The organism is Mycolicibacterium neworleansense (genome assembly GCF_001245615.1).
Lineage (GTDB): Bacteria > Actinomycetota > Actinomycetes > Mycobacteriales > Mycobacteriaceae > Mycobacterium > Mycobacterium neworleansense.
In genome coordinates, this window is sequence record NZ_CWKH01000001.1 from 1643284 (window position 1) to 1663917 (window position 20634).

Annotated in this window: 17 protein-coding genes; 8 read left to right on the forward strand and 9 right to left on the reverse strand. The window is 68.4% G+C overall.

The window, feature by feature from the left end; all coding sequences use genetic code 11:
- Nucleotides 1-51 precede the first annotated feature (51 nt).
- Nucleotides 52-669, forward strand: a complete 618-nt coding sequence (locus tag BN2156_RS07660; RefSeq protein ID WP_235625237.1) for a TetR/AcrR family transcriptional regulator — start codon at nt 52-54, stop codon at nt 667-669.
- Here BN2156_RS07660 and BN2156_RS07665 read toward each other — a convergent pair.
- From BN2156_RS07665 to BN2156_RS07680, 4 genes are read right to left on the reverse strand one after another with little or no spacing between them, the layout of a single operon-like run.
- Nucleotides 666-1691 carry a zinc-binding metallopeptidase family protein gene (locus BN2156_RS07665; RefSeq protein ID WP_090512022.1) on the reverse strand — a complete coding sequence of 342 codons (1026 nt, stop codon included), beginning with the start codon at nt 1689-1691 and terminating at the stop codon, nt 666-668. The two genes, BN2156_RS07660 and BN2156_RS07665, sit on opposite strands and share 4 nt — an antisense overlap.
- Nucleotides 1684-2613 (reverse strand): transglutaminase family protein, encoded by a 930-nt coding sequence (locus BN2156_RS07670; RefSeq protein WP_090512024.1) that lies wholly within the window; start codon nt 2611-2613, stop codon nt 1684-1686. Before BN2156_RS07670 ends, BN2156_RS07665 begins: the two co-directional genes overlap by 8 nt.
- The gene (locus tag BN2156_RS07675) at nt 2610-5300 is read right to left on the reverse strand and encodes a circularly permuted type 2 ATP-grasp protein (RefSeq protein WP_090512027.1); all 2691 of its coding nucleotides are present in this window, start codon (nt 5298-5300) and stop codon (nt 2610-2612) included. The genes BN2156_RS07670 and BN2156_RS07675 overlap by 4 nt, the downstream gene beginning before the upstream one ends.
- Nucleotides 5300-8599, reverse strand: coding sequence for a transglutaminase family protein (locus tag BN2156_RS07680; RefSeq protein ID WP_090512029.1), 3300 nt, complete (start codon nt 8597-8599; stop codon nt 5300-5302). Before BN2156_RS07680 ends, BN2156_RS07675 begins: the two co-directional genes overlap by 1 nt.
- A 126-nt stretch (nt 8600-8725) precedes the next feature.
- Here BN2156_RS07680 and BN2156_RS07685 point away from each other — a divergent pair, with 126 nt between their 5' ends.
- Complete coding sequence (locus BN2156_RS07685; protein ID WP_235625238.1) at nt 8726-9466, forward strand: GAP family protein; 741 nt, start codon at nt 8726-8728, stop codon at nt 9464-9466.
- Here the strand turns inward: BN2156_RS07685 and BN2156_RS07690 are convergent.
- Nucleotides 9453-10382, reverse strand: a complete 930-nt coding sequence (locus BN2156_RS07690; RefSeq protein WP_090512032.1) for a DUF389 domain-containing protein — start codon at nt 10380-10382, stop codon at nt 9453-9455. The genes BN2156_RS07685 and BN2156_RS07690 overlap by 14 nt on opposite strands.
- Nucleotides 10383-10403: 21 nt before the next feature.
- A complete protein-coding gene (locus BN2156_RS07695) occupies nt 10404-10889 on the reverse strand; it encodes a winged helix-turn-helix transcriptional regulator (protein WP_235625239.1) in 486 nt (161 codons plus the stop codon).
- 82 nt (nt 10890-10971) lie between these two features.
- Between BN2156_RS07695 and BN2156_RS07700 the strand changes: the two genes are divergently transcribed.
- The gene (locus BN2156_RS07700; RefSeq protein WP_090512038.1) at nt 10972-12156 is read left to right on the forward strand and encodes a thiolase family protein; all 1185 of its coding nucleotides are present in this window, start codon (nt 10972-10974) and stop codon (nt 12154-12156) included.
- A gap of 68 nt (nt 12157-12224) precedes the next feature.
- Here BN2156_RS07700 and BN2156_RS07705 read toward each other — a convergent pair whose 3' ends face one another.
- On the reverse strand, nt 12225-12686 hold the full coding sequence (locus BN2156_RS07705; protein WP_090512040.1) for a nitroreductase family deazaflavin-dependent oxidoreductase: 462 nt from the start codon (nt 12684-12686) through the stop codon (nt 12225-12227).
- Nucleotides 12683-14458 carry an aspartate--tRNA ligase gene (gene aspS / locus BN2156_RS07710; RefSeq protein ID WP_090512042.1) on the reverse strand — a complete coding sequence of 592 codons (1776 nt, stop codon included), beginning with the start codon at nt 14456-14458 and terminating at the stop codon, nt 12683-12685. Before aspS ends, BN2156_RS07705 begins: the two co-directional genes overlap by 4 nt.
- 85 nt (nt 14459-14543) lie before the next feature.
- Between aspS and BN2156_RS07715 the strand changes: the two genes are divergently transcribed.
- Both BN2156_RS07715 and BN2156_RS07720 read left to right on the forward strand, forming a co-directional pair.
- A complete protein-coding gene (locus BN2156_RS07715; protein WP_162839209.1) occupies nt 14544-15473 on the forward strand; it encodes an oxidoreductase in 930 nt (309 codons plus the stop codon).
- Between the two features lie 36 nt (nt 15474-15509).
- Nucleotides 15510-16013, forward strand: a complete 504-nt coding sequence (locus BN2156_RS07720; protein ID WP_090512045.1) for an SRPBCC family protein — start codon at nt 15510-15512, stop codon at nt 16011-16013.
- A 4-nt stretch (nt 16014-16017) separates the two neighbouring features.
- Here BN2156_RS07720 and BN2156_RS07725 read toward each other — a convergent pair whose 3' ends face one another.
- Nucleotides 16018-17493 (reverse strand): carboxylesterase/lipase family protein, encoded by a 1476-nt coding sequence (locus BN2156_RS07725; protein WP_090515637.1) that lies wholly within the window; start codon nt 17491-17493, stop codon nt 16018-16020.
- Nucleotides 17494-17567: 74 nt separating this feature from the next.
- Here BN2156_RS07725 and ypfJ point away from each other — a divergent pair, with 74 nt between their 5' ends.
- The 3 genes from ypfJ to BN2156_RS07740 are packed head-to-tail and all read left to right on the forward strand — an operon-like array spanning nt 17568 to nt 20630.
- Nucleotides 17568-18458: a KPN_02809 family neutral zinc metallopeptidase gene (gene ypfJ / locus BN2156_RS07730; RefSeq protein WP_090512047.1), complete on the forward strand. Its 891-nt coding sequence runs from the start codon at nt 17568-17570 to the stop codon at nt 18456-18458.
- Entirely contained in the window at nt 18451-20085 is a 1635-nt protein-coding gene (locus BN2156_RS07735; RefSeq protein WP_090512050.1) for a DUF885 domain-containing protein, read from the forward strand. The genes ypfJ and BN2156_RS07735 overlap by 8 nt, the downstream gene beginning before the upstream one ends.
- Before the next feature lie 20 nt (nt 20086-20105).
- A complete protein-coding gene (locus BN2156_RS07740) occupies nt 20106-20630 on the forward strand; it encodes a DinB family protein (protein WP_090512051.1) in 525 nt (174 codons plus the stop codon).
- The last annotated feature ends 4 nt before the right edge of the window (nt 20631-20634 follow it).

The following is a 20634-nucleotide window of genomic DNA, read 5'->3' on the forward strand; positions in this document are numbered from 1 at the left end:
GACAACCGGACGTTTCGTCCACTTATTCCGTCGATCGGCTACAGTGCAGAGGTGGACATCGGCGCCGACCTGCTTGCGGCCGACGACTCCGGTGCCGGACGGGCCGGCACGGAGCGAGCCGATGCGGCACGCAATCGCGCGAAGATCCTCGCCGCCGCAGCCGGCGTCTTCGCCACCCGCGATCCACGGACCGTGACCATGGACCACATCGCCACCGCGGCCGGGGTGGGACGCGGAACGCTCTACCGGCGCTACCCCAGTACCACGGCCATCGCCCTGGCCCTGCTCGACGAGCACGAGCGCGCCCTGCAACAGCGGTTGATCTCGGGGGCCCCGCCGCTGGGGCCCGGCGCGGCACCGGCCGACCGGCTCGCCGCGTTCTACGCGGCCATGGTCGACCTGCTGGAAACCCACGCCGATCTGGCGCTCGGCGCCGAGACCGGCGGCGCCAGGTTCACCACCGGCGCATACGGCTTCTGGACGGCACACGTGCGGGCCCTGCTGACCGACGCCGGTGTGGCCGAACCGGATTCACTGGTCGATGTGTTACTGGCGCCCCTGGCGGCGGAAAACTTCGCCCACCAGCGCGCCCGCGGGCTCAGCGTCGAGCAGATCACCGAGGCGCTCTCCCGGCTGGCCCACGCAATGCTGGCCCCCGACCGGCGCTAAGAGGTGACCTCGTCGATGACGGTGTGAACGAACCGCATCTTCTCCAGCACCGCCGGCGCCAGGACGAACGGGTACAGATCGTCATGGCCCATCGAGCGGTTCACCATGTTCAGCGACCAGGACAGCGGCAGCCACATCTCGATGATGGTGTCGAAGCCGCTGGGCCCCAGTATTTTTCGTTCGAACGTCGCCCCGGCCGGGGCGAAACCGAACGCCGCGGCGGTGTCCAGGGTGTCGCGGATGTGCAGGTAGTGCGCGAAGGTCTCGGCCCAGTCCTCGGCGGCGTGCATGGTGGCGTAGGACGAGACGAAGTTGTCCTCCCAGCCGGCCGGCGGCCCTTGCTGGTAATGCCGATCGAGTGCGGCCTGGTAGTCGGCGTCGGCGTCACCGAAGAGTTCGGAGAATCGCGAGCGGTAATCCGCTGACGGCGCGACCAGCCGATAGTAGTAGTAATGCCCGATCTCGTGACGGAAGTGCCCCAGCAGGGTGCGGTACGGCTCGTCCATCGCGATGCGCAACTGCTCTCGATGCACGTCATCGCCCTCGGCGAGATCCAGTGTGATGACCCCGTTGTGATGGCCGGTGAACACCTTCTCGAACTCGCTGGAGAGCAGGTCGAAAGCCAGTCCGTACTCCGGGTCCTCGTCGCGACCGACGATCGGCAACTTGAGCTCGTGCAGTTCGGCGATCAGCCGGCGCTTGGCTTTCTCCGCCACGGCGAACGACGACATCGCCGCGGTGTCGGTATCGGCGGGACGGGTACGGGTCAGTGCGCACGAGGCACACAACTGCCCACCCCGAGCGACGCGGACCAACCAGTTGCATTCGGCCAGATGCAGGTTCGCGCACAGCTGATACTGGTCCTCATCGACCGCACCGGTATGGTCGCTCCGGTCACTGTCGGTGATCACCAGCAGCGCCATGTCATCGAGCGAGAAACCCAGCGCGCTGCCGCACGACAGGCACAGGGAATTCTCGAATGCCAGCCGCTGGCCGCAGTTCGGGCAGTTGAAATCACGCATGCAGCCATCCCCCTCGGCCGGGCGGGCACGGCGCCACGTCCACGGACACTTCGATCACACTGCTCAGTGAATCCGTGTAGATGATGCCGCGCAACGGCGGAACATCGGCATAATCGCGGCCGAAGCCGGCCACGATGTAGCGCTCGTCGACCATCTGGTCGTTGGTGGGATCCATACCGAGCCAGACGTTCTGCGGCGTCCACACCGACGCCCAGGCGTGTGTCGCGTCCACCCCGATCATGCGTTCCTTGCCGGGTGGCGGATCGGTGGCCAGATAACCCGACACATAACTGGCGGCCAGGCCGTTGGCGCGCAGGCATGCGATGGCCAACCGGGCGAAGTCCTGACACACCCCTTCCCGCGCCGCGACCACCTCGGCCACCTGGGTGGACACCGTGGTCGAGCCGGATCGATAGGTGAAGTCCGAGTAGATCCGGGTGGTGAGCTCGCGCAGCACCTCGATGAGCGGCCGCCCCGGCTCGAAACTCGGTGCGGCGTATTCGCGCACCGCATCGGTGATCTCCGGCGGCGACAGATCCAGCGTGAATTCGGCGGCCAGGGCCCCATCGCCGCCGACCGGGCGGGCAAGCTCCCACGGCGCCCTGGCCGACGCACCGGAATAGTGTTCGGGCGCGGTCGGATCCACTTCCACCACAGAGTGGCTGGTGATGCTCAGCGTGCGGTGACGTTCGGTGACATGGAAATACGAACTGATGTTGCCGTAAGCGTCGCGGCTGGTGGATCTATCGGCCGCGTCCGGTTCGATCACCAATTCGTGGGAAAGGCAGCGCTGCCACGGCAGATCGCGAGGAGTGAGAAACCCGCGGCCGTAGGAACTGGTCACATCGTCGGAGTAGCGGTACACGGTGCGATGGGTGATGTCGTAGCGGCGCGTGCCCTCTGCGCCGGCCGGGCCGGTCATGGCACCACCCGCCGTTCGTCGGGCCCCCAGAGCGGTTGCATACCGCCCGGCAGCGACAGGTGCGCCGCGGTGATCAGACCGGACAGCTCCCGCAACCCGGCGTGCATACCGTCGAGCAGCGCGGCCAATTCGGCACGCGTCCCGTCCTCGGTGACCTCTTCGAGGTCGGCCGGGTCGAGCCGGCGCAGCCGGGTGGTCAGCTCATCGACCAGACGCTCCGAGCGTGACGAGCCCGACGATCCGGGCAGTGTCTTGAGACCTGAGCGGATGCGCTCCAACTGGTAGATCAACGATCGGGGGTTCTCGGCATCGAACAGCACCAGCTCGGCGATCGCGGCGACACTGATCTGCCCGGGGTTGCGGCGCCGGTAGATCACCGAGGATTCACAGACCACCAGGGTCGATTCGGTCACCGCTCGTTCGGCTTCGGCGCTGCGCATCGTGGTCACCGTGGCTCGCCACAATGCGGTCAGCGCCAGCCCGCGCTCGATGCGTTTGCCGAGGTCCATCATGGTCCAGCCGATGTCCTGCACCATGGACTCCGCCGCGACCCCCGACAGTGCCAGCATCCCGGCCAGGGTCTGGCTGTGCGCGGTGGCCAGATAAGCCTCTGCCACAGTGGGCGATTGGGGCGGATCCGCCGACGGCCGCAGTACCGCGCGTTCGACTCCGGCCAGCACCATCCAGGTGTCGTTGGACATCTGGTCACGCACCGCGCGGGCCGCCAGCCCGAGACGCTCCACCGATTGGGCGAGCGAGCCCGGCCGATGCCGATCCGCGGTGGCCGACCAGAGTGTGGCCGGGGCGATGGCGATCATCTCATGGTCATCCGCGGTATCGCCGGTATCCGTACCGGTGAGCGAGCCGACCGCGGCCAACAGCACCGGAACACACTGGCTTTCCTCAAGATCGGGTCGGTAGCGATATTCGTGGTAGCGCTCCCGGGTGACGTTGAGCAGCCGCGCCATGCCCTCGGCACGTTCGCCGTAGCGCCCCATCCAGAACAAATCCGAGAGCACGCGCGGCGAGCTGACCGCCCGGGTCGGGCTGGGCACCGCACCCGGCGCCACGAGCTCCACCGATACGGTCGGGGTGCGCTCGGCCATCACCCGCTGCGGGGTTCGCACCCAAACATCCTTGGCCGCAAGGGTGTTCATCCGGTAGGCGGCATTGCCCGGGGCCACCACGTATCCCAGGCCACCGATCATCGGGGCGTATCCCCCACGCTGGGCGACGGTGAACAACCGCATGCCGACGTTGCCTGCCGACAGTCCTTTGGCCCGGTAATCTGTTGGCGCGGTGGAGAACTGAGGTAGCTCCTGGCCCACCCACCGCTCCGGCGCGGCGTCGATCCGCGCGGCGAGGTCTTCGCGGGCCGCGGTGGACAGCATCGGCCCGACAATGGTGTCACCGCCGCCGGTGGGCCGGATCAGCAGCGTGGACAGCTTGGTGAGCAGGTGGGAGCGCTCGATGTCGATGCCGCCCCAGTACATCGGGGTGCTCGGCAACTGCGGCGTCTCGCCCAGCAGCAGCTCGGCCAACTGCGGCAGAAACCTTGCCAGACCGGGACTTTCCAGGATCCCACTGCCCAGGGTGTTGACGACGGTCACCGCGCCGCGCCGCAACACCTCGACCAGACCCACCACGCCGAGCCGGGAATCCGGACGCAGATCCAGCGGGTCCACGTAGTCGGCGTCGACCCGCCGCAACACCACGTCGACCCGTTTGAGGGTGCCCAGCGACCGCATCCACAACGTGCCGTCACGGACCACCAGATCGGCGCTCTCCACCAGCGGGAAGCCGAGCACGCTGGCCAGGTAGGCCTGGTCGAACGCGGTCTCGGAATGGATTCCGGGGCTGAGCACCACAACCACAGGCTCTTCGGCGGACTCCGGTGCCGCGTCCAGGAGGGCCAGGCGCAGCGCCTGCGCCCATGGCGACGCCGGCCGCGGGCTGACCCGCTCGTAGAGGTCGGGGGCCGCGTGGGCGATGACCCGGCGGTCGGCCAGGGCGTAGCCGGCCCCAGAGGGCGCCTGCGTCCAGTCCGCATTCACCATGAAGGCGCCGTCGTCGCCGCGGCTGACATCGCAGCCGTGCAGAAACAACTGATGACGCCCTGGGACCACGATGCCGCGGGCGGCCCGCACGTACCCGGGATGGCCGAACAACAACTCGGCCGGAAGCACGCCGCTCGTGATCGAGCGCCGGGCACCGTACAGATCGGTCAGCACCGCATCGAGCAGCCGGGAGCGCTGCACCAAGCCCGATTCCAGACAGTCCCAGTCCTGTGCCGATACCACCAGGGGCAGCGCGTCGAGGTGCCACGGGCCAGGCACCGCGGTGCCGTCGCCGTCGGTGACCACATCGCCGTGCCGGTCCACCTGGATGTAGGTGATGCCGTCGTTGTCGACGAGGCCACGTACCACGGCGCGCAACCGGTCCAGGCCGTCACGGCCCCGCTCCCCGACTCCCTCGGCCAGTTCGCGCCACGCCGGGCGGACATCGCCGGAGGCATCGACCAACTCGTCGTAACCGGCTCCGGCACCGTCGTCGCGAACTTCGAACAGCGCTCGCTGGGCACGCGATCGGCGATAGGCGGCCAACACACCGTCGACATCCACACCGGTGTCCGCGGCGACACCGGTGGCTTGGGCGGACTCCGGTGAGCCGTTCGCGCGTAGAACCATCAGTTAAGAACGGTACGCACCCGGCGAAGATCCAGAATTCCGGGCGCGCCGAGATCAGTCGATTGACGTGCCTGCTTCTCCCGCAGGTCGGCCAGGTCGATGACCCCGGGGGTGAATCCCGTCACCTCGAATCTGCGGCCCCGCCGCGATTCGGCCTCGACCGCATTGACCGGAGGGGTGTCGTAGGACCGTCCGCCCGGATGGGCGACGTGGTAGGTGCACCCGCCGCGCGACGTGCCCGTCGCGACGTCGACGAGCTCGAACCGCAACGGTCCGTCCACGGTGATCGTCGGGTGCAGCGCACTCGGCGGCTGCCACGCGCGGAACCGCACTCCGCCCACCTGGATGTCGGGATTGTCCGTGGCCAGCAGCGGAATCGGGTGCCCGTTGGCAGTGACGATGTAGCGGTGCCGGTCCGCGCCGACCAACCGCACCTGGACCCGCTCCACCGAAGAATCCACATAGCGGGCGGTGCCGCCCGCGGTCGACTCCTCACCGAGGGTGTTCCACGGTTCGATCGCGCCGCGCAGCTCGATCTCCACGCCGTCGTAGACCGCGGTCCCGAGCCGGGGGAACCGGAACTCGGTGAATGGGTCGAGCCAGCTGGTGTCGAAGTCGATCCCGTGTGCCCGCAGATCCGCGGCGACCTGTGCGATGTCCTGAATCAAAAAGTGCGGCAGCAAGTATCGGCCATGCAGGTTGGCACCGTGCCGGATCAGCGGGGCGCGCAGCGGCCGCTCCCAGAACTTGGCCACCAGAGCTCGCACCAGCAGCGACTGCACCATCGCCATCTGGAAATGCGGCGGCATCTCGAATCCGCGCAGCTCCAACAGGCCCAACCGGCCGCGTGCACTGTCGGGGCTGTAGAGCTTGTCGATGCAGAATTCGGCGCGGTGGGTATTGCCGGTGATGTCGGTCAGGAGGTGGCGCAGGGCGCGGTCCGTGACCCACGGCGCGACCCCGTGTTCGGTCAGGCGCGCGATCTCGGCGAACGCGATCTCCAGCTCGTACAGCGCTTCCGAGCGACCCTCGTCCACCCGCGGCGCCTGAGAGGTGGTGCCGACGAACCGGCCGGCGAACAGATAGGACAGCGCCGGGTGACGCTGCCAGTAGGTGAGCAGCGACACCAGCAGGTCGGGCCGCCGAAGCAGCGGTGAATCGGCCGGGGTGATGCCGCCGAGCGTGATGTGGTTGCCGCCGCCGGTTCCGCCGTGCGTGCCGTCCACATCGAACGACTCGGTGGACAGGCGAGCCTGCCTGGCCTCGGCGTAGAGCGTTTCCAGCTGCTCCCGCTGCTCGGCGAAGCCGGCGGTGGGCGCGACGTTCACCTCGATGACGCCGGGATCCGGCGTGATGGTCATCGCGGCGATGCGAGGGTCGGGCGGTGGCCCGTAACCCTCGATCACAACTGAGGTGCCCACCTCGGCGGCCGCGGACTCGACGCGGGCCACCAGGTCGACGAAGTCGTCGAGCTCCTCGGTCGGTGGCAGGTAGACATGGAGGAATCCGGACCGGATCTCGGCGACCAGCGCGGTAGTGGGCACGTTGTCGGCGGTTTCCACCGCCGCCGTATCCCCTGCAGGTCCCCGCTCGTCGCGCCGCGTCAGCGGATCGGCGTCGAACGCCGGGGGTGCAGGACACCAGCTGATCGCATCCAGCGGCAGCCGCAGACCGGCGGGGGAATCGCCCGCGGTCAGCACGATCCTCCCCCGGCGCAGCTGCCAGTCGGCGCTGGCCCAACCGGCGCCGTCGTCGCGCCGGTGCAGGGGCAGAAGGTAGGCGGCAGGCTGATCGACGGATGCATCGAGCCGGGCCAGCAGCGCCGCCCTGGCGTCAGGGGTGTCATCGGCCAGATCGTCAGCTGCGGACACCGGATCTCCGGACGGCTGACGCACCGCGGCGGCCAACCGGCTCAACGCATCCTCATATGCCGGTCGCACCTGACTGGCCGGCAGGTCGAAGTCGGCGGCCACGGCGGCGAGGAGTCGCTGACCGGTGTCGTCGGCCGGCGCGTCCACCTCCCCGCCCCATGGATCGGCCAGCAGCGTCGCGTCCTTCCACAGCGGTTGGCCGTCCCTGCGCCAGTACAGGCCGATTTGCCAGCGCGGCAAGGGTTCTCCCGGATACCACTTGCCCTGACTGCGCTGGATCAGCCCGCCCGGGGCCCACACCTGTTTGAGCCGTGCCGCAAGCACCGAGGCGCGTTCGCGCTTGTGCTCGCCGTCGGCATCGGTGGTCCACTCCGGGTCGATCTGATTGTCGATCGAGACGAACGTCGGCTCGCCTCCGACGGTGAGCCGCACGTCGCCATCGGCCAGGCGCTGGTCCACCGCGGCGCCGAGTTCCATGATCGATGCCCAGGCCGCGTCGGTGTAGGGCAGCGTGACCCGCGGGTCCTCGTGGACGCGGGTGACCACATTGGCGAACTCCAGAGTGGATTCGCACGGCCCGGTGGCACCGGTGATGGGCGCCGCCGACTCCGGGTGGGGCGTGGCAGAAAGTGGGATGTGTCCTTCTCCGGCGAACAGCCCTGACGTCGGATCCAGGCCGATCCACCCGGCGCCGGGGATGTAGGCCTCGGCCCAGGCATGCAGATCCGTGAAGTCTGCGGGCGGGCCCGACGGACCGTCGAGGGCCTCCACGTCCGCAGCGAGCTGGACCAGGTAGCCCGAGACGAACCGGGCCGCCAGGCCGAGCCGGCGCAGGATCGACACCAGCAGCCATGCCGAATCGCGGCACGACCCGATTCCGGTGCGCAGCGTGACATCGGGAGTCTGGACGCCGGGTTCCATCCGGACCGAATAGCCGACGTCGGCGTGCACGGCCCGGTTGAGCGCGACCAGAAAATCGATGGTGCGCGTGCCGGGCGGCACGGTGAAGTTGCTCACCCACGCGGTCACGAGGTCCCCCGGCCCGGATCCTTCGCCGTCCTCGTCGACCGGACGCAGGTACGGCTTGAGATCCTCCAGCAGGGCTTTGGGGTATTCGAACCCGAAATGCTCGGCGTAGTCCTCGATGAAGAAGTCGAACGGGTTGATCACCTTGAGGTCGGCGATCAGCCCCACCGTGACGGTCAGAGTACGGGTGCGATCCGGAAACACCAAGCGGGCCAAGAAGTTACCGAACATATCCTGTTGCCAGTTGATGAAGTGCCCCGCCGGCTCCACGGTCAGCGAGTACGCCTCGATCGGGGTACGTGAGTGTGGCGCCGGACGTAACCGGATGACGTGTGGATGCACCTCCACCAAACGGTCGAAGGTGTAGCTGGTGCGGTGCTCCAGCGCCACTTTGATCCCCATCGGGAAATCCCACCACAAGGCGAACTGCGCCGCAGTACATGCGACCGGCGGCCCGTCCGGACACGCCGGGATTCGGCCGGATTCGGTCAGCGCTGGTTGAATTCGTTGAAGTACCGAGGTGAAGGGATGTGGCCGGCCACGATGTGGAGCACCGTGCTGGTGATGGCCGCCGTGGCGGCCATCGACCCCCTGCGAATCGGGGTCGTTGCCTTCATGCTGTCGCGGACCCATCCGGTGCGGTTGCTGCTCCCGTTCTTCCTCTTCGCCTTCACCGCCAACGTCGCGGTCGGCGCCGCGGTGGTGCTCGGGTTCAAGAACGCCACCAGCGACGGCGGAGCCTCGATGCCGCCCGGCGTGGAGATCGGCATCGGCGCCGTGGCGCTGGTGATCGCCGTCCTTTCCGCAACCGGACAGCTCGAACGCCTGGTCAACCGGGTGCGTGCCGGCCGCAAGGTCCCAGCGTCAGTGGGCGAACACGGCACCGAGACGCCTCCGGAAGACGTGCCCGGTCTGTCGAAACTGCCGGCGGGTATGCAGGCCGCGCTGCGCGGTGAGGCCCCGTGGGCCGCCGCCTTGTTGGGCCTGATCAACGGTTTTCCCACGCCCTACTACCTGGCGGCCATGGCCGCCGCCCTCACCTCGGGCGCCGCATTGGCCGAGCAGATGGCGGCGCTGGTCGTGTTCAACCTGGTCGGTTTCCTGGCGGCCATCATCCCGATCATCAGTTTCTGGGTTGCGCCGGAGGCCACCCGGTCAGGCGTCGAGCGGGTCTACCAGTGGATGGGAACCCACCATCGGCTGGTCGTGGCGGCCATCGCCGGTGCGGTCGGCGTGTTCTTCCTCGCCATGGGTGTCAGCCACTTGTGACGGCGCGGCGGCTCCTCGCGCGGCGGTACACCGCGAGCACCAGAATGCCGGCCGCGGTGATCCCCACCAGGTTGACGGCCAACTGCAGCACCGAGAAGGCCGCCACCCGCCAGTCCCCCACCGTGGCCGCCACCACCGCGAAGCCGGCGGCGGGCACGGTCGTCACCGAGATGAAGACTCCCACCAACGCCGCCGATTTCGAAGACACGAGCGAGAGCATTCCGGCCGCGCCGGCCAGCAGGGCGACGACGAACGAGAATGGCCCCACTTGGAAGATGAAGTCGACCTGCGTGAGCTCGCTGATGGAGCTCAGTTGCACCCAGCCCAACGCCTCGAAACCCAAGGTGGCGACCCCGGTGACGATCATCGCAACTGGGAAACCGATCAACAGCGCGGCACCGGCCCGCCGCGCCAGCGACAAGCGGCGCTGGACGAGCGCTACCGCGAGCGCGGCCAAGGGACCGAACTCCGGACCCACGACCATCGCACCGACAACCGTGACCGGCGAATCGGTGACCACACCGACAGCGGCGAGCAGGCACGCGATGCACAGGAACATCAGGTAGGTGACGCTGAGACTGGACTCCTCGCGAGTTCGGGCAACCAGCTCATCCCAGATCACCGCGTCGGCGGCGTCGCCGTCCGCGGCGTCCTCCGCGTGGTAGGCCAAGCTCGACAGCACCGTGTCGAGAGGCTCCATCGTGATGGCACCGAAGTGCGGTACATCAAGGGATTTCAAGCGCGCGACCACATCGTCGGCAGCCTCCCTGGCGACGTCGGCGGTGATCTCGTCCCCCGAAGGCTCCACCGCTGCTCCGGCGTGCACCACGATGTGGGTGACTCCCGGCTCGCCGTGCAGGACGTTGAGGATCGGCCCCCGCAGGTCGCCTGGCGCTATGACGCGTAAGTGCAGCACCGGCCGAGAGTAGCGCCCGAGTCAGGTGGACCGCTCGAAGCGGACGACGAGTTCCTCAGGCGGCACGCGGTGTCCCTCGTCGCACCGGATCTCGACTCCGGCCAGGGCACCGCAACCGTCGTGTGCGAGCCGCAGCCCGGTGTCATTGAGATGTTTGCGACCCCACTCGAACATGGCCCACACCACCGGCATGAAGTCGGTGCCGGATTCGGTGAGTACGTACTCGTCGCGCTCGCGCTGGCCGGGTTCGCGATAGGGCCGCTTGGCCAGCAATCCGGCCGCCACCAGGTCGGACAGGCGCGCGGAGGTTGCCGCCTTGGTGATCCCGACCCGGCGGGCGAAATCGTCGAATCTGGTGGTGCCGTAGAAGGCCTCGCGCATGATCAGCATCGCCGACTTGGTGCCCGCGAACGCCATGGTCCTCTCGATCGGGCAATGGCCCACCGCCGACCAACTGTCTCGGTCGGCGAGCTTGCCCTGCAGCATTCCCACGGAATCAAACCCCATCCCTGAGTTGTTCTCACTATACCCAGGTGCTATACCTGGGTAGCCATAACAATACTCAGCGTGGAGCATCAGGAGGCACCCAATGACCGGATATGCAGATCGCGACGCAGTCATCGTCGGAGCGGTCCGGACCCCGATCGGCAAAGGCAAGGCCAACGGCGCACTGCACGGTGTCCTGCCGGCCGACCTGCTGGCCCACAGCCTGCGGGAGCTGATCACCCGCACCGGAGTCGACCCAGCCCTCGTCGATGACGTCATCGCCGGAGCGGTCACCCAGGTCGGCGACCAGGCCGTCAACATTGCGCGCAACGCCCTGCTGGGCGCGGGCTTCCCGGAGAGCGTTCCGGGGACCACCGTGGACCGCCAGTGCGGCAGCAGCCAGCAGGCGATCAGCTTCGCCGCCCAAGGTGTGCTGGCCGGTGCCTACGACATCGTGATCGCCGCGGGTGTGGAGTCCATGTCGCGGGTGCCGATGGGCAGTTCGGTACTGCCGGGCAGCGACCCGTTCGGCCTCGACATGGCCGCGCGCTATCCGGACGGCCTTGTCCCACAAGGCATCAGCGCGGAGCTGATCGCAGCCAAGTGGGGGTTCTCCCGCGCTCAGCTCGACGAGTTCTCCGCGGGCAGCCACGAGAAGGCGGCCCTGGCCACCAAGGACGGACTGTTCGACGCCGAACTCGCCCCCGTCGCCGGGTTGACCACCGACGAGATCATCCGGCCGGGGACGACGGTCGACACCTTGTCCGGGCTGAAGCCGGCGTTCTACAACGACGCCTATGCCGCCCGCTTTCCGCAGATCAACTGGGAGATCACCCCGGGCAACTCATCGCCACTGTCCGACGGTAGTGCGGCGGTGATGATCACGAGCGGCGCGACGGCGCGACGGCTCGGCCTGAAGCCGCTGGCACGCATCCACACCACGACGGTCGTGGGCTCCGATCCGCTCTACATGCTGACCGGTGTCATCCCGGCCACCGAAAAGGTCTTGACGCGTGCGGGTTTGACGCAGGCAGACATCGACCTGTTCGAGGTCAACGAGGCATTCGCCCCGGTGGTGCTGGCCTGGGCGCACGACACAGGTGCCGATCTGGGCAAGACGAATGTCAACGGCGGGGCGATCGCGATCGGCCACCCACTGGGCGCCAGCGGGGCGCGCATCATGACCACCCTGGTCAATGCGCTCGAACAACGTGGCGGGCGCTACGGCCTGCAGACCATGTGTGAGGGCGGCGGCATGGCCAACGCCACCATCATCGAGCGGCTGTAGCCGGTTTGTCAGGCTGGAGTGGCACTCGACGTCCACTGCCACTCCAGCGTGACAGTTGTCGCGCACACTTACGCGCGGACCAGCTCGAACAGCGGGATGGCCCGGCTGGTCTTGGCCTGGTATTCGGCGAACACCGGTGCGGCCTCGACGATCTTCGGATAGGCCGCGTCCCGCTCGTCTGCGGGCAGCTCCCGCGAGACGACGTCGTAGGCGTCGGTGCCGACCTCGATACGGGCCTTGGGGTTTGCCCGCAGGTTGTGCACCCACGCCGGATCCTTGGGCCCGCCTGCGTAGGAACCGACGATCAGCATGCGGCCGTCCACCTCGAGGTACGCCAGCGGGGACAGCCGAGGCTGACCCGACCTGGCTCCCGTGGTGTGCAGCAGCAACAGGGTGCCACCCTCGAAGGGCCCACCCACCTTGCCGCCGTTGGCCCGGAATTCCTCGACCACGTTGCGGTTGAAGTTGTCGAGGGCCGCCACGTCGGCGACCAGTTCGCTCTTGTCGAAATCAGGATCGATATCGGTCATGACTTCTTGAGCTCCTCAGGCTTGGCGTCTATTCCCGATTCCTTGCGCTGCTGCGGGGTGATCGGCGCGGGCGCATCGGTCAGCGGGTCGACGCCGCCGCCTGACTTGGGGAACGCGATGACCTCGCGGATCGAGTCGACCCCGGCCAGCAGCGCGGTGATGCGGTCCCAGCCGAAGGCGATCCCGCCGTGGGGCGGGGCACCGAAGGCGAAGGCGTCCAACAGGAATCCGAACTTGTCCTGGGCTTCGTCGTGGTCGATGCCCATCATCGCGAACACCCGCTCCTGGATGTCGCGCCGGTGGATACGGATCGAGCCGCCACCGATCTCGTTGCCGTTGCAGACGATGTCGTAGGCGTCGGACAACGCGCTGCCCGGATCGGTGTCGAAGGTGTCCTCCGACTCGACCTTCGGCGCGGTGAAGGCGTGGTGCACGGCGGTCCAGGCACCCGAACCCACCGCCACGTCACCCGAGGCGGTCGCCACATCGGCGGGCTCGAACATCGGGAAGTCCACCACCCAGGTGAACGCCCAGGCGGCCGGGTCGATCAGGTCCAGGCGCTTGGCGATCTCGATGCGGGTGGCACCGAGCAGCGCACGCGCCGTACGGGCCGGGCCCGCCGCGAAGAACACGCAGTCACCGGGCTCGGCCCCGACATGGGCGGCCAGGCCGTCACGCTCGGCATCGGTGAGGTTCTTGGCCACCGGGCCGCCCAGCGTCCCGTCCTCGCCGATCAGCACGTAGGCCAGCCCCTTGTGGCCGCGTTGCTTGGCGAACTCCTGCCAGCCGTCGAGGGTGCGGCGCGGCTGCGACGCCCCGCCGGACATCACGACAGCGCCCACATACGGCGCCTGGAACACCCGGAACGGGGTGTCCTTGAAGTACTCGGTGCACTCGATGAGTTCGACGCCGAACCGCAGGTCGGGCTTGTCGGAACCGAACCGGCGCATCGCCTCGGCGTAGCTGATCCGCGGCAACGGCAGCGGCAGCTCGTAACCGATGGTCGACCAGACCGCCTTGAGCACCTGCTCGGCGATTCCCATCACGTCGTCGGCGTCGACGAAGCTCAACTCCATGTCCAGCTGGGTGAACTCGGGCTGACGGTCCGCGCGGAAGTCCTCGTCGCGGTAGCAACGGGCGATCTGGTAGTAGCGCTCCATGCCCGCCACCATGAGCAGCTGCTTGAACAACTGCGGGCTCTGCGGCAGCGCGTAGAAGGAACCGGGCTGCAGGCGCGCGGGCACCAGGAAGTCGCGGGCGCCTTCGGGGGTGGAACGGGTCAGAGTCGGGGTTTCGATCTCGACGAAGTCATGTTCGTCCAGCACCCCGCGGGCGGCGGCGTTCACCTTGGAGCGCAAGCGAATTGCGTTGCCCGGGCCCTCACGGCGCAGATCCAGGTAGCGGTACTTGAGCCGGGCTTCCTCGCCGGCGGTCTCATCGAGCTGGAACGGCAGTGGGGCGCTCTCGGACAGTACGGTCAGCGAGGTGGCGTTCACCTCGATCTTCCCGGTGGGGATTTCGGGGTTCTCGTTGCCCTCCGGACGGACCTCGACGACGCCGGTGACGGCGACGCAGAACTCGGCGCGCAACCGGTGCGCGGCGGCCAGCACGTCACCTTCGCGGAACACTACCTGAGACACGCCCGACGCGTCGCGCAGGTCGATGAAGATGACGCCGCCGTGATCGCGGCGACGCGCCACCCATCCCGCCAAAGTGACCGTTTGACCGGCATCCGCGGCCCGCAATGAACCGGCGGCATGACTGCGCAGCACGAAAACTCCTGAATGTTGAGTCGATAGACACTGGTGGTGACGAGTGACCAGTCTAGAGAGTCGTGCGCGCCGGTAACTTGGCGACATGGATGAGCGCTTGCGCGAAGACCAGACGGTAGTGCACTCCCCCATCGCGGTCATCGGTCCCGGTGCCATCGGATCCACCGTCGCGGCACTGTTGCACGCAGCCGGCCGGCCGGTCGTACTGTGCGGACGGACCCCACGCGACGGCGTCGAGGTCCGACCCGACGACGGGGACCCAATCCTGGTGCCCGGCCCCGTGCATACCGATCCGGCGAGCGTCGACGGTCCGCTCGACGTGGTGTTTCTCGCTGTCAAGGACACCCAGAACGCCCAGGCCGCCGCCTGGCTGGACCGGCTGTGCGACGAGAAGACCGTGGTGTGCGCGCTACAGAACGGTGTCGAGCAGGTCGAGCGGGTGAGCGAGATCAGCCGGTACATCGACGAGTCCCACGTGGTGCCCGCCGCGGTGTGGATCTCCTCGGAGAGCCAGCCCGGCGGCTGGGTGCGGTTGCGCAGCGACGCCCGGGTGGTGCTGCCCGACACCCCGGCGGCCGCGACCGTGGCCGAGGCGGTGCGCGGTACCGCGATCGCGGTCGAACTCGATCCCGACTTCCGCAGCGCGGCCTGGCGCAAGCTGCTGGTCAACGCCGTGGTCGGCTTCATGGTGCTGGCCGACCGGCGGGCGGGAATGTTCCGCCGTGACGACGTGGCCGCGCTCGCGCGGCGTTATCTCACCGAATGCCTGGCCGTCGCCCGGGCCGACGGCGCCGACTTGGGTGATGAGGTGGTCGACGAGATCGTCGCCATGCTGGCCGCCGCGCCGGAGGACCTGACCACCTCGATGCTGACCGACCACCAGGCCGGCCGGCGGCTGGAGTGGGATGTGCGCAACGGCGTCGTCGCCCGCAAGGCGGCCGTACACGGCCTGCCCACCCCGATCAGTGACGTTGTGGTCCCCCTGTTGGCGGCGGCCGGCGACGGGCCGGGCTGACCCGTCACTAGACACTCTGCCCTAGGGTGTCTACCCATGGCCCGGACCTACCAGTGCGAACGCGTCGAATTGGACTTCATCGAGCGTGCGCCGTTCCGCTTCGTCAGCACCGTCGACCTCGCCATCACCCCCGAACAGCTGTGGGAGGTACTCGGGGACGCGACCTCGTGGCCACACTGGGCCACCGTGATCACCAACGTGGAGTGGACCAGCCCCGAACCCCGTGGCGTAGGCACCACCCGCACGGTCACGATGCGCGGCCACATCGTCGGCGATGAAGAATTCCTGGCTTGGGAGCCCTTCTCGCACATGGCTTTCCGATTCAACACCAGCACCTCGAACGCAATCTCGGCCTTCGCCGAGGACTACCGCGTGGTGGAGACGGCCGAAGGTTGCCACCTGACCTGGGTGATGGCCATGCAGCCCAGCGGACTGGCCGGGCGGCTCGGGATGACCATGGGCCAGCCGGTGATGGCGTGGCTGTTCCAGCGTTTCCTGCACAACCTCCGCCGCTACACCGACGAGCGGTGCGGCAAATAGGCCGCTAGTCCAGACCTTCCCACACCACCCGGCGCAGCGCGTCGGGATCTGCGACGGTCTCGTCGCGGGTGGACCGGATGACCCGGGTCAGGCGCCGCTCGACGTCGTACTCCGGCCAATCGGCGATCTCGGCCCGGGCGAAATCCAGCCAGGTGCGTTGCATCCGCCGGCCGACCGACGGCTGGACCCGGCGGCCCAGCGGGTGCAGTTTGCGGCCCAGGTACGACCCGTAGCTGTGCTGGATGTGCACGATCTCACTGCCATGGGTAGCGCCCAGGCCCAACACCTTCAACGTCCACGTGGTGTGGTCGAACCGGTAGACGTGAGTCGGCGCGTGGGCGCTGTACGCGTCGGCGAACGCCCAGGTGGGCGCCCCGAACATGACATCTGAGCCGAATGCGATCAGCGCACGGCGGCGCGGGAAATCCGGATAGGCGGCCAACACCCGATCGCGGTCATGCGGTGCATGGCGGCGCAGATAATCCTCGACGCCGGCCAGCGTGGTCGGCAACATCGGCGGTTTACCCCAGGCGAACATCGACGCCTCGTGACTGTTCGTGCCGATGATCAGCGGCACCGCCGACACCGCACCCGCGCGGGCCGCGTCCACCGGGTGCCGTGGAAGCAGGTCGACGCCATGGGTGAGCCCGTAGGCCAGCGTCGGTGTCTGCTGCGCACTCTCGAGCTGCAGCTGGCCGGCGGCACGGCGCAACTGACGCTGCGGCAGCACTTTGAGCTGCTCGGCGCCGACCCCCAGCAGTTGCATGAAGCGCCGCGACTGACGGGCCCGGTCCTCGCGGTCGGCGATCAGCGGCAATGCCGGGCTCTGGGCGATGGCCCGGGCGAACAACCCGTCGGCCATCGGGCTGGCCAGCAGCGCCAACACCGATGTGGCACCGGCCGATTCGCCGAACACCGTCACCTGCTCGGGATCGCCGCCGAACGCGGCGATGTTGTCGCGCACCCACTGCAGGGCGGCGATCTGGTCCCGCAGGCACAGGTTGTCGTCGAATCCCTCACCCAGGTCACCTAGTTCGAACCCGCCGAACACGCCGAGCCGATACGTGACGTTGACGACCACCACCTTGCCGTTGGCCGCCAGGCGAGAACCGTTGTACAGCTGCAGCTGGCCGGCGCCGTAGACGAAGGCCCCGCCGGGGATCCACACCATCACCGGCAACGACCCGCCCGTGTCCGGGGACCACACCGTGACGGTCAGGCAAGCCTCGTCGCGGACCTTGGGGTCGTCTCGCCCTCCCCCGACGAACGAACGGCCCTGGGGCGGCAAAGGCCCGTGTTCGACGGCGTCACGCACCCCGGTCCAGGGCACGACGGGCCGCGGCGCCAGGAATCGCAGGGCGCCGACGGGCTGTTGGGCGTACTCGACACCCCGCCATACGCTGACCCCGCCTTCGCGGGTGCCGCGTAGCCGCCCCAGCGAGGTGTGGGCGATGGTCGAATGTTCCGCAACGACGGACACGTCTGAATCGTAGTGTGACAAGCTGAACGGGCTGTTGAGCACGCACCTACCGGCGAATGCGATGGAGTGACGGGATGACCTTCAACGAGGGTATGCAGATCGACACGAGCACCACGTCCAGTTCGGGCGGTGGCCGTGGCCCCGGTCGGGGCATCGCGATCGGCGGCGGTATCGGCGGTCTGTTGATCGTGGTGCTCGCGATGTTCCTCGGTGTCGACCCCGGCACGGTGCTGCCCCAGCAACAGGAGATCCCCACCAACGGTGTCGAGGCCGAGGGTTTCGACCTGAGCCAGTGCAAGACCGGCGCCGACGCCAACTCCAAGGTCGAGTGTCGCGTGGTCGCCACCGGAAATTCCGTGGACGGCGTCTGGCAGCAGTTGCTCAAGGGATACAGCCGTCCGCAGGTGCGGCTGTTCAAGGGCCAGGTGCAGACCGGGTGTGGTCCGGCCACCAGCGACGTCGGCCCGTTCTACTGCCCGGTGGACCGGACCGCGTACTTCGACACCGACTTCTTCCAGGTCCTCGTCGACCAGTTCGGTTCCAGCGGAGGCCCGCTCGCGCAGGAGTACGTCGTCGCCCACGAGTTCGGCCACCACGTGCAGAACCTGCTCGGCGTTCTCGGCCGGGCCCAGCAGGATCCCGAGGGTGCCACCGGTGCCGGCGTGCGCACCGAACTGCAGGCCGACTGCTACGCCGGCGTCTGGGCGCACTATGCGTCGATCACCCGGCAGGAAGGCACCGACGTGCCGTTCCTGGAACCGCTGAGCGACAAGGACATCGCCGACGCGCTGTCCGCTGCCTCCTCGGTGGGCGACGACCGCATCCAGAAACAGGCCACCGGCCGGGTCAACCCCGAGGCCTGGACCCACGGCTCCTCCGAGCAGCGTCAGAAATGGTTCACCATCGGCTACCAGACCGGTGATCCGAACAAGTGCGACACCTTCGCCGCGAACAACCTTGGCTAGGGCCGCCACCGCCGTGGACACGGTAGCCGAGCGCTACCTGGACACGTACGCGCGCCTCGATCCCTGCGCCGCAACCGAACTGGGGATCACCGGTCACGACGACGACGTCACCGACTACTCCCCCCAGGGGGTGGCGGCGCGCGCCGAGGCGGCACGGGCCACCTTGCGCGAACTCGACGGGGTCGCCCCCGTCGACGAGGTCGACGTGGTGACCGTGGCCGCACTGCGCGAGCGTCTCGGCGCGCTTGTCGACGTGCACGACGCCGGGCTGGACCTGGGCGAGCTCAACGTGATCGCCTCGCCGCTGCAAACCATGCGCGATGTGTTCGACCTGATGCCCACTGACACCGAGGACGACTGGGCGCTGATCGCGGCACGACTGGCGAAAGTTCCCGAGCGGGCCGCCGGCTACGCCGACGCGCTGCGCGCAGCCGCCGACGGCAGCCACGCCCCGGCACTGCGACAGGTCACCCGAGGCGTCGCCCAGGCCCGCCAGATCGCCGAGCTGTTCATCGAGATGGGTACGAGTGCGGCACCGGGAAACCCGCGACTTCAGGCGGAGTTGAGGCAACGCACCGAAGCTGCGGCCGACGCCTACCGGCAACTCGGCGACGTGCTGCGGGAGGACATCGCGCCGCGGGCCCGCGAAACCGACGCCTGCGGGCGCGACGCCTACGGACTGATGTCCCGGTTCTTCCTGGGCACCTCGGTCGACCTCGACGAGGCCTACGACTGGGGTTTGGGGTTGCTCGACGCTGTTGTGGCCGAGCAGGAATCGATCGCCCAGCAGCTCTACCCGGGCGCCACGGTCGCCGAGACGCTGCGCCGGCTGGACGAGGAGCCGCGCTACGTCATCAGTGGCACCGACGCGCTGCAGGCGTGGATGCAGCAGCTGTCCGACCGCGCGGTCGAGTCACTGGCCGGCACGCACTTCGACATCGAGGGCCCGCTGCGCACCCTTGAGTGCCGGATCGCGCCCACCCAGACCGGCGGCATCTACTACACCGGGCCCTCCGAGGACTGGTCACGCCCCGGGCGCATGTGGTGGTCGGTGCCGCCCGGGGTCGAACGGTTCCACACCTGGCAGGAAACCACCACGGTGTTCCACGAAGGGGTGCCCGGGCATCACCTGCAGATCGGCCGAGCGGTGGCGCTGGCCGATCAACTCAACCGGTGGCGGCGGCTGGGCTGCTGGGTGTCGGGCCATGGCGAGGGCTGGGCGCTGTACGCCGAGCGGCTGATGGCCGAACTCGGCTGGCTCGACGATGCCGGTGACCGGATGGGAATGCTTGACGCGCAACGTTTCCGCGCTGCCCGAGTGGTGATCGACATCGGTGTGCACTGCGGCCTGACCGCACCCGACGGCGAGGTGTGGGACGCCGAGCGGGCGTGGAACTTCCTGACCTCACATTCGGCCATGGCCGAGGAGAACCTCCGCTTCGAGCTGGACCGTTACCTGGGTTGGCCGGGTCAGGCCCCGTCGTACGCGATCGGGCAACGGATCTGGCACGAGCTCCGAGAGGAGTCCTTGCAGCGTGGTTCGACGTTGCGGGAGTTCCACAGCCGTGCCCTCGACCTGGGCGGCCTGCCCCTCGATGTGCTCCGGTCTGCGTTGTCCTCCGGCTGACCGGCGACGAAACTGGTGGCATGGAAGATCTGGAGCCTGACACCAAGGACTGGACGTGGGTGCTGTCACGGGCCTGCGCCGAGTGCGGGTTCGACCCCACGGCGGTGGGCCCGCGCGAGGTAGCCGGCCGGATCCGGGACGACGCCGCACTGTGGGTGCCGCGGCTGCACCGCCCCGGGGTCACCGCCCGTACCCGCGCGGACCGGTGGTCGGTCCTGGAATACGGCTGCCATATCCGTGACGTGCACCGGATCTTCGACCACCGAGTGCGGTTGATGCTGACCGAGGACGATCCGCGGTTCCCCAACTGGGATCAGGACGCCACGGCGATCGCCGACGACTACGGGTCGCAGGACCCCAAAATCGTCGCCACCGAACTGTTCGACGCGGCAGGCGTCGCGGCCGACACGTACGACCACGTGCCGGCCCACGCCTGGTCGCGTCGCGGGCTGCGCAGCAATGGCAGCGAGTTCACCGTAGCGACGATCGCGATCTACCACCTGCACGACATCGTCCACCACGCGCACGACGTCGCCCTGATGTGAATCG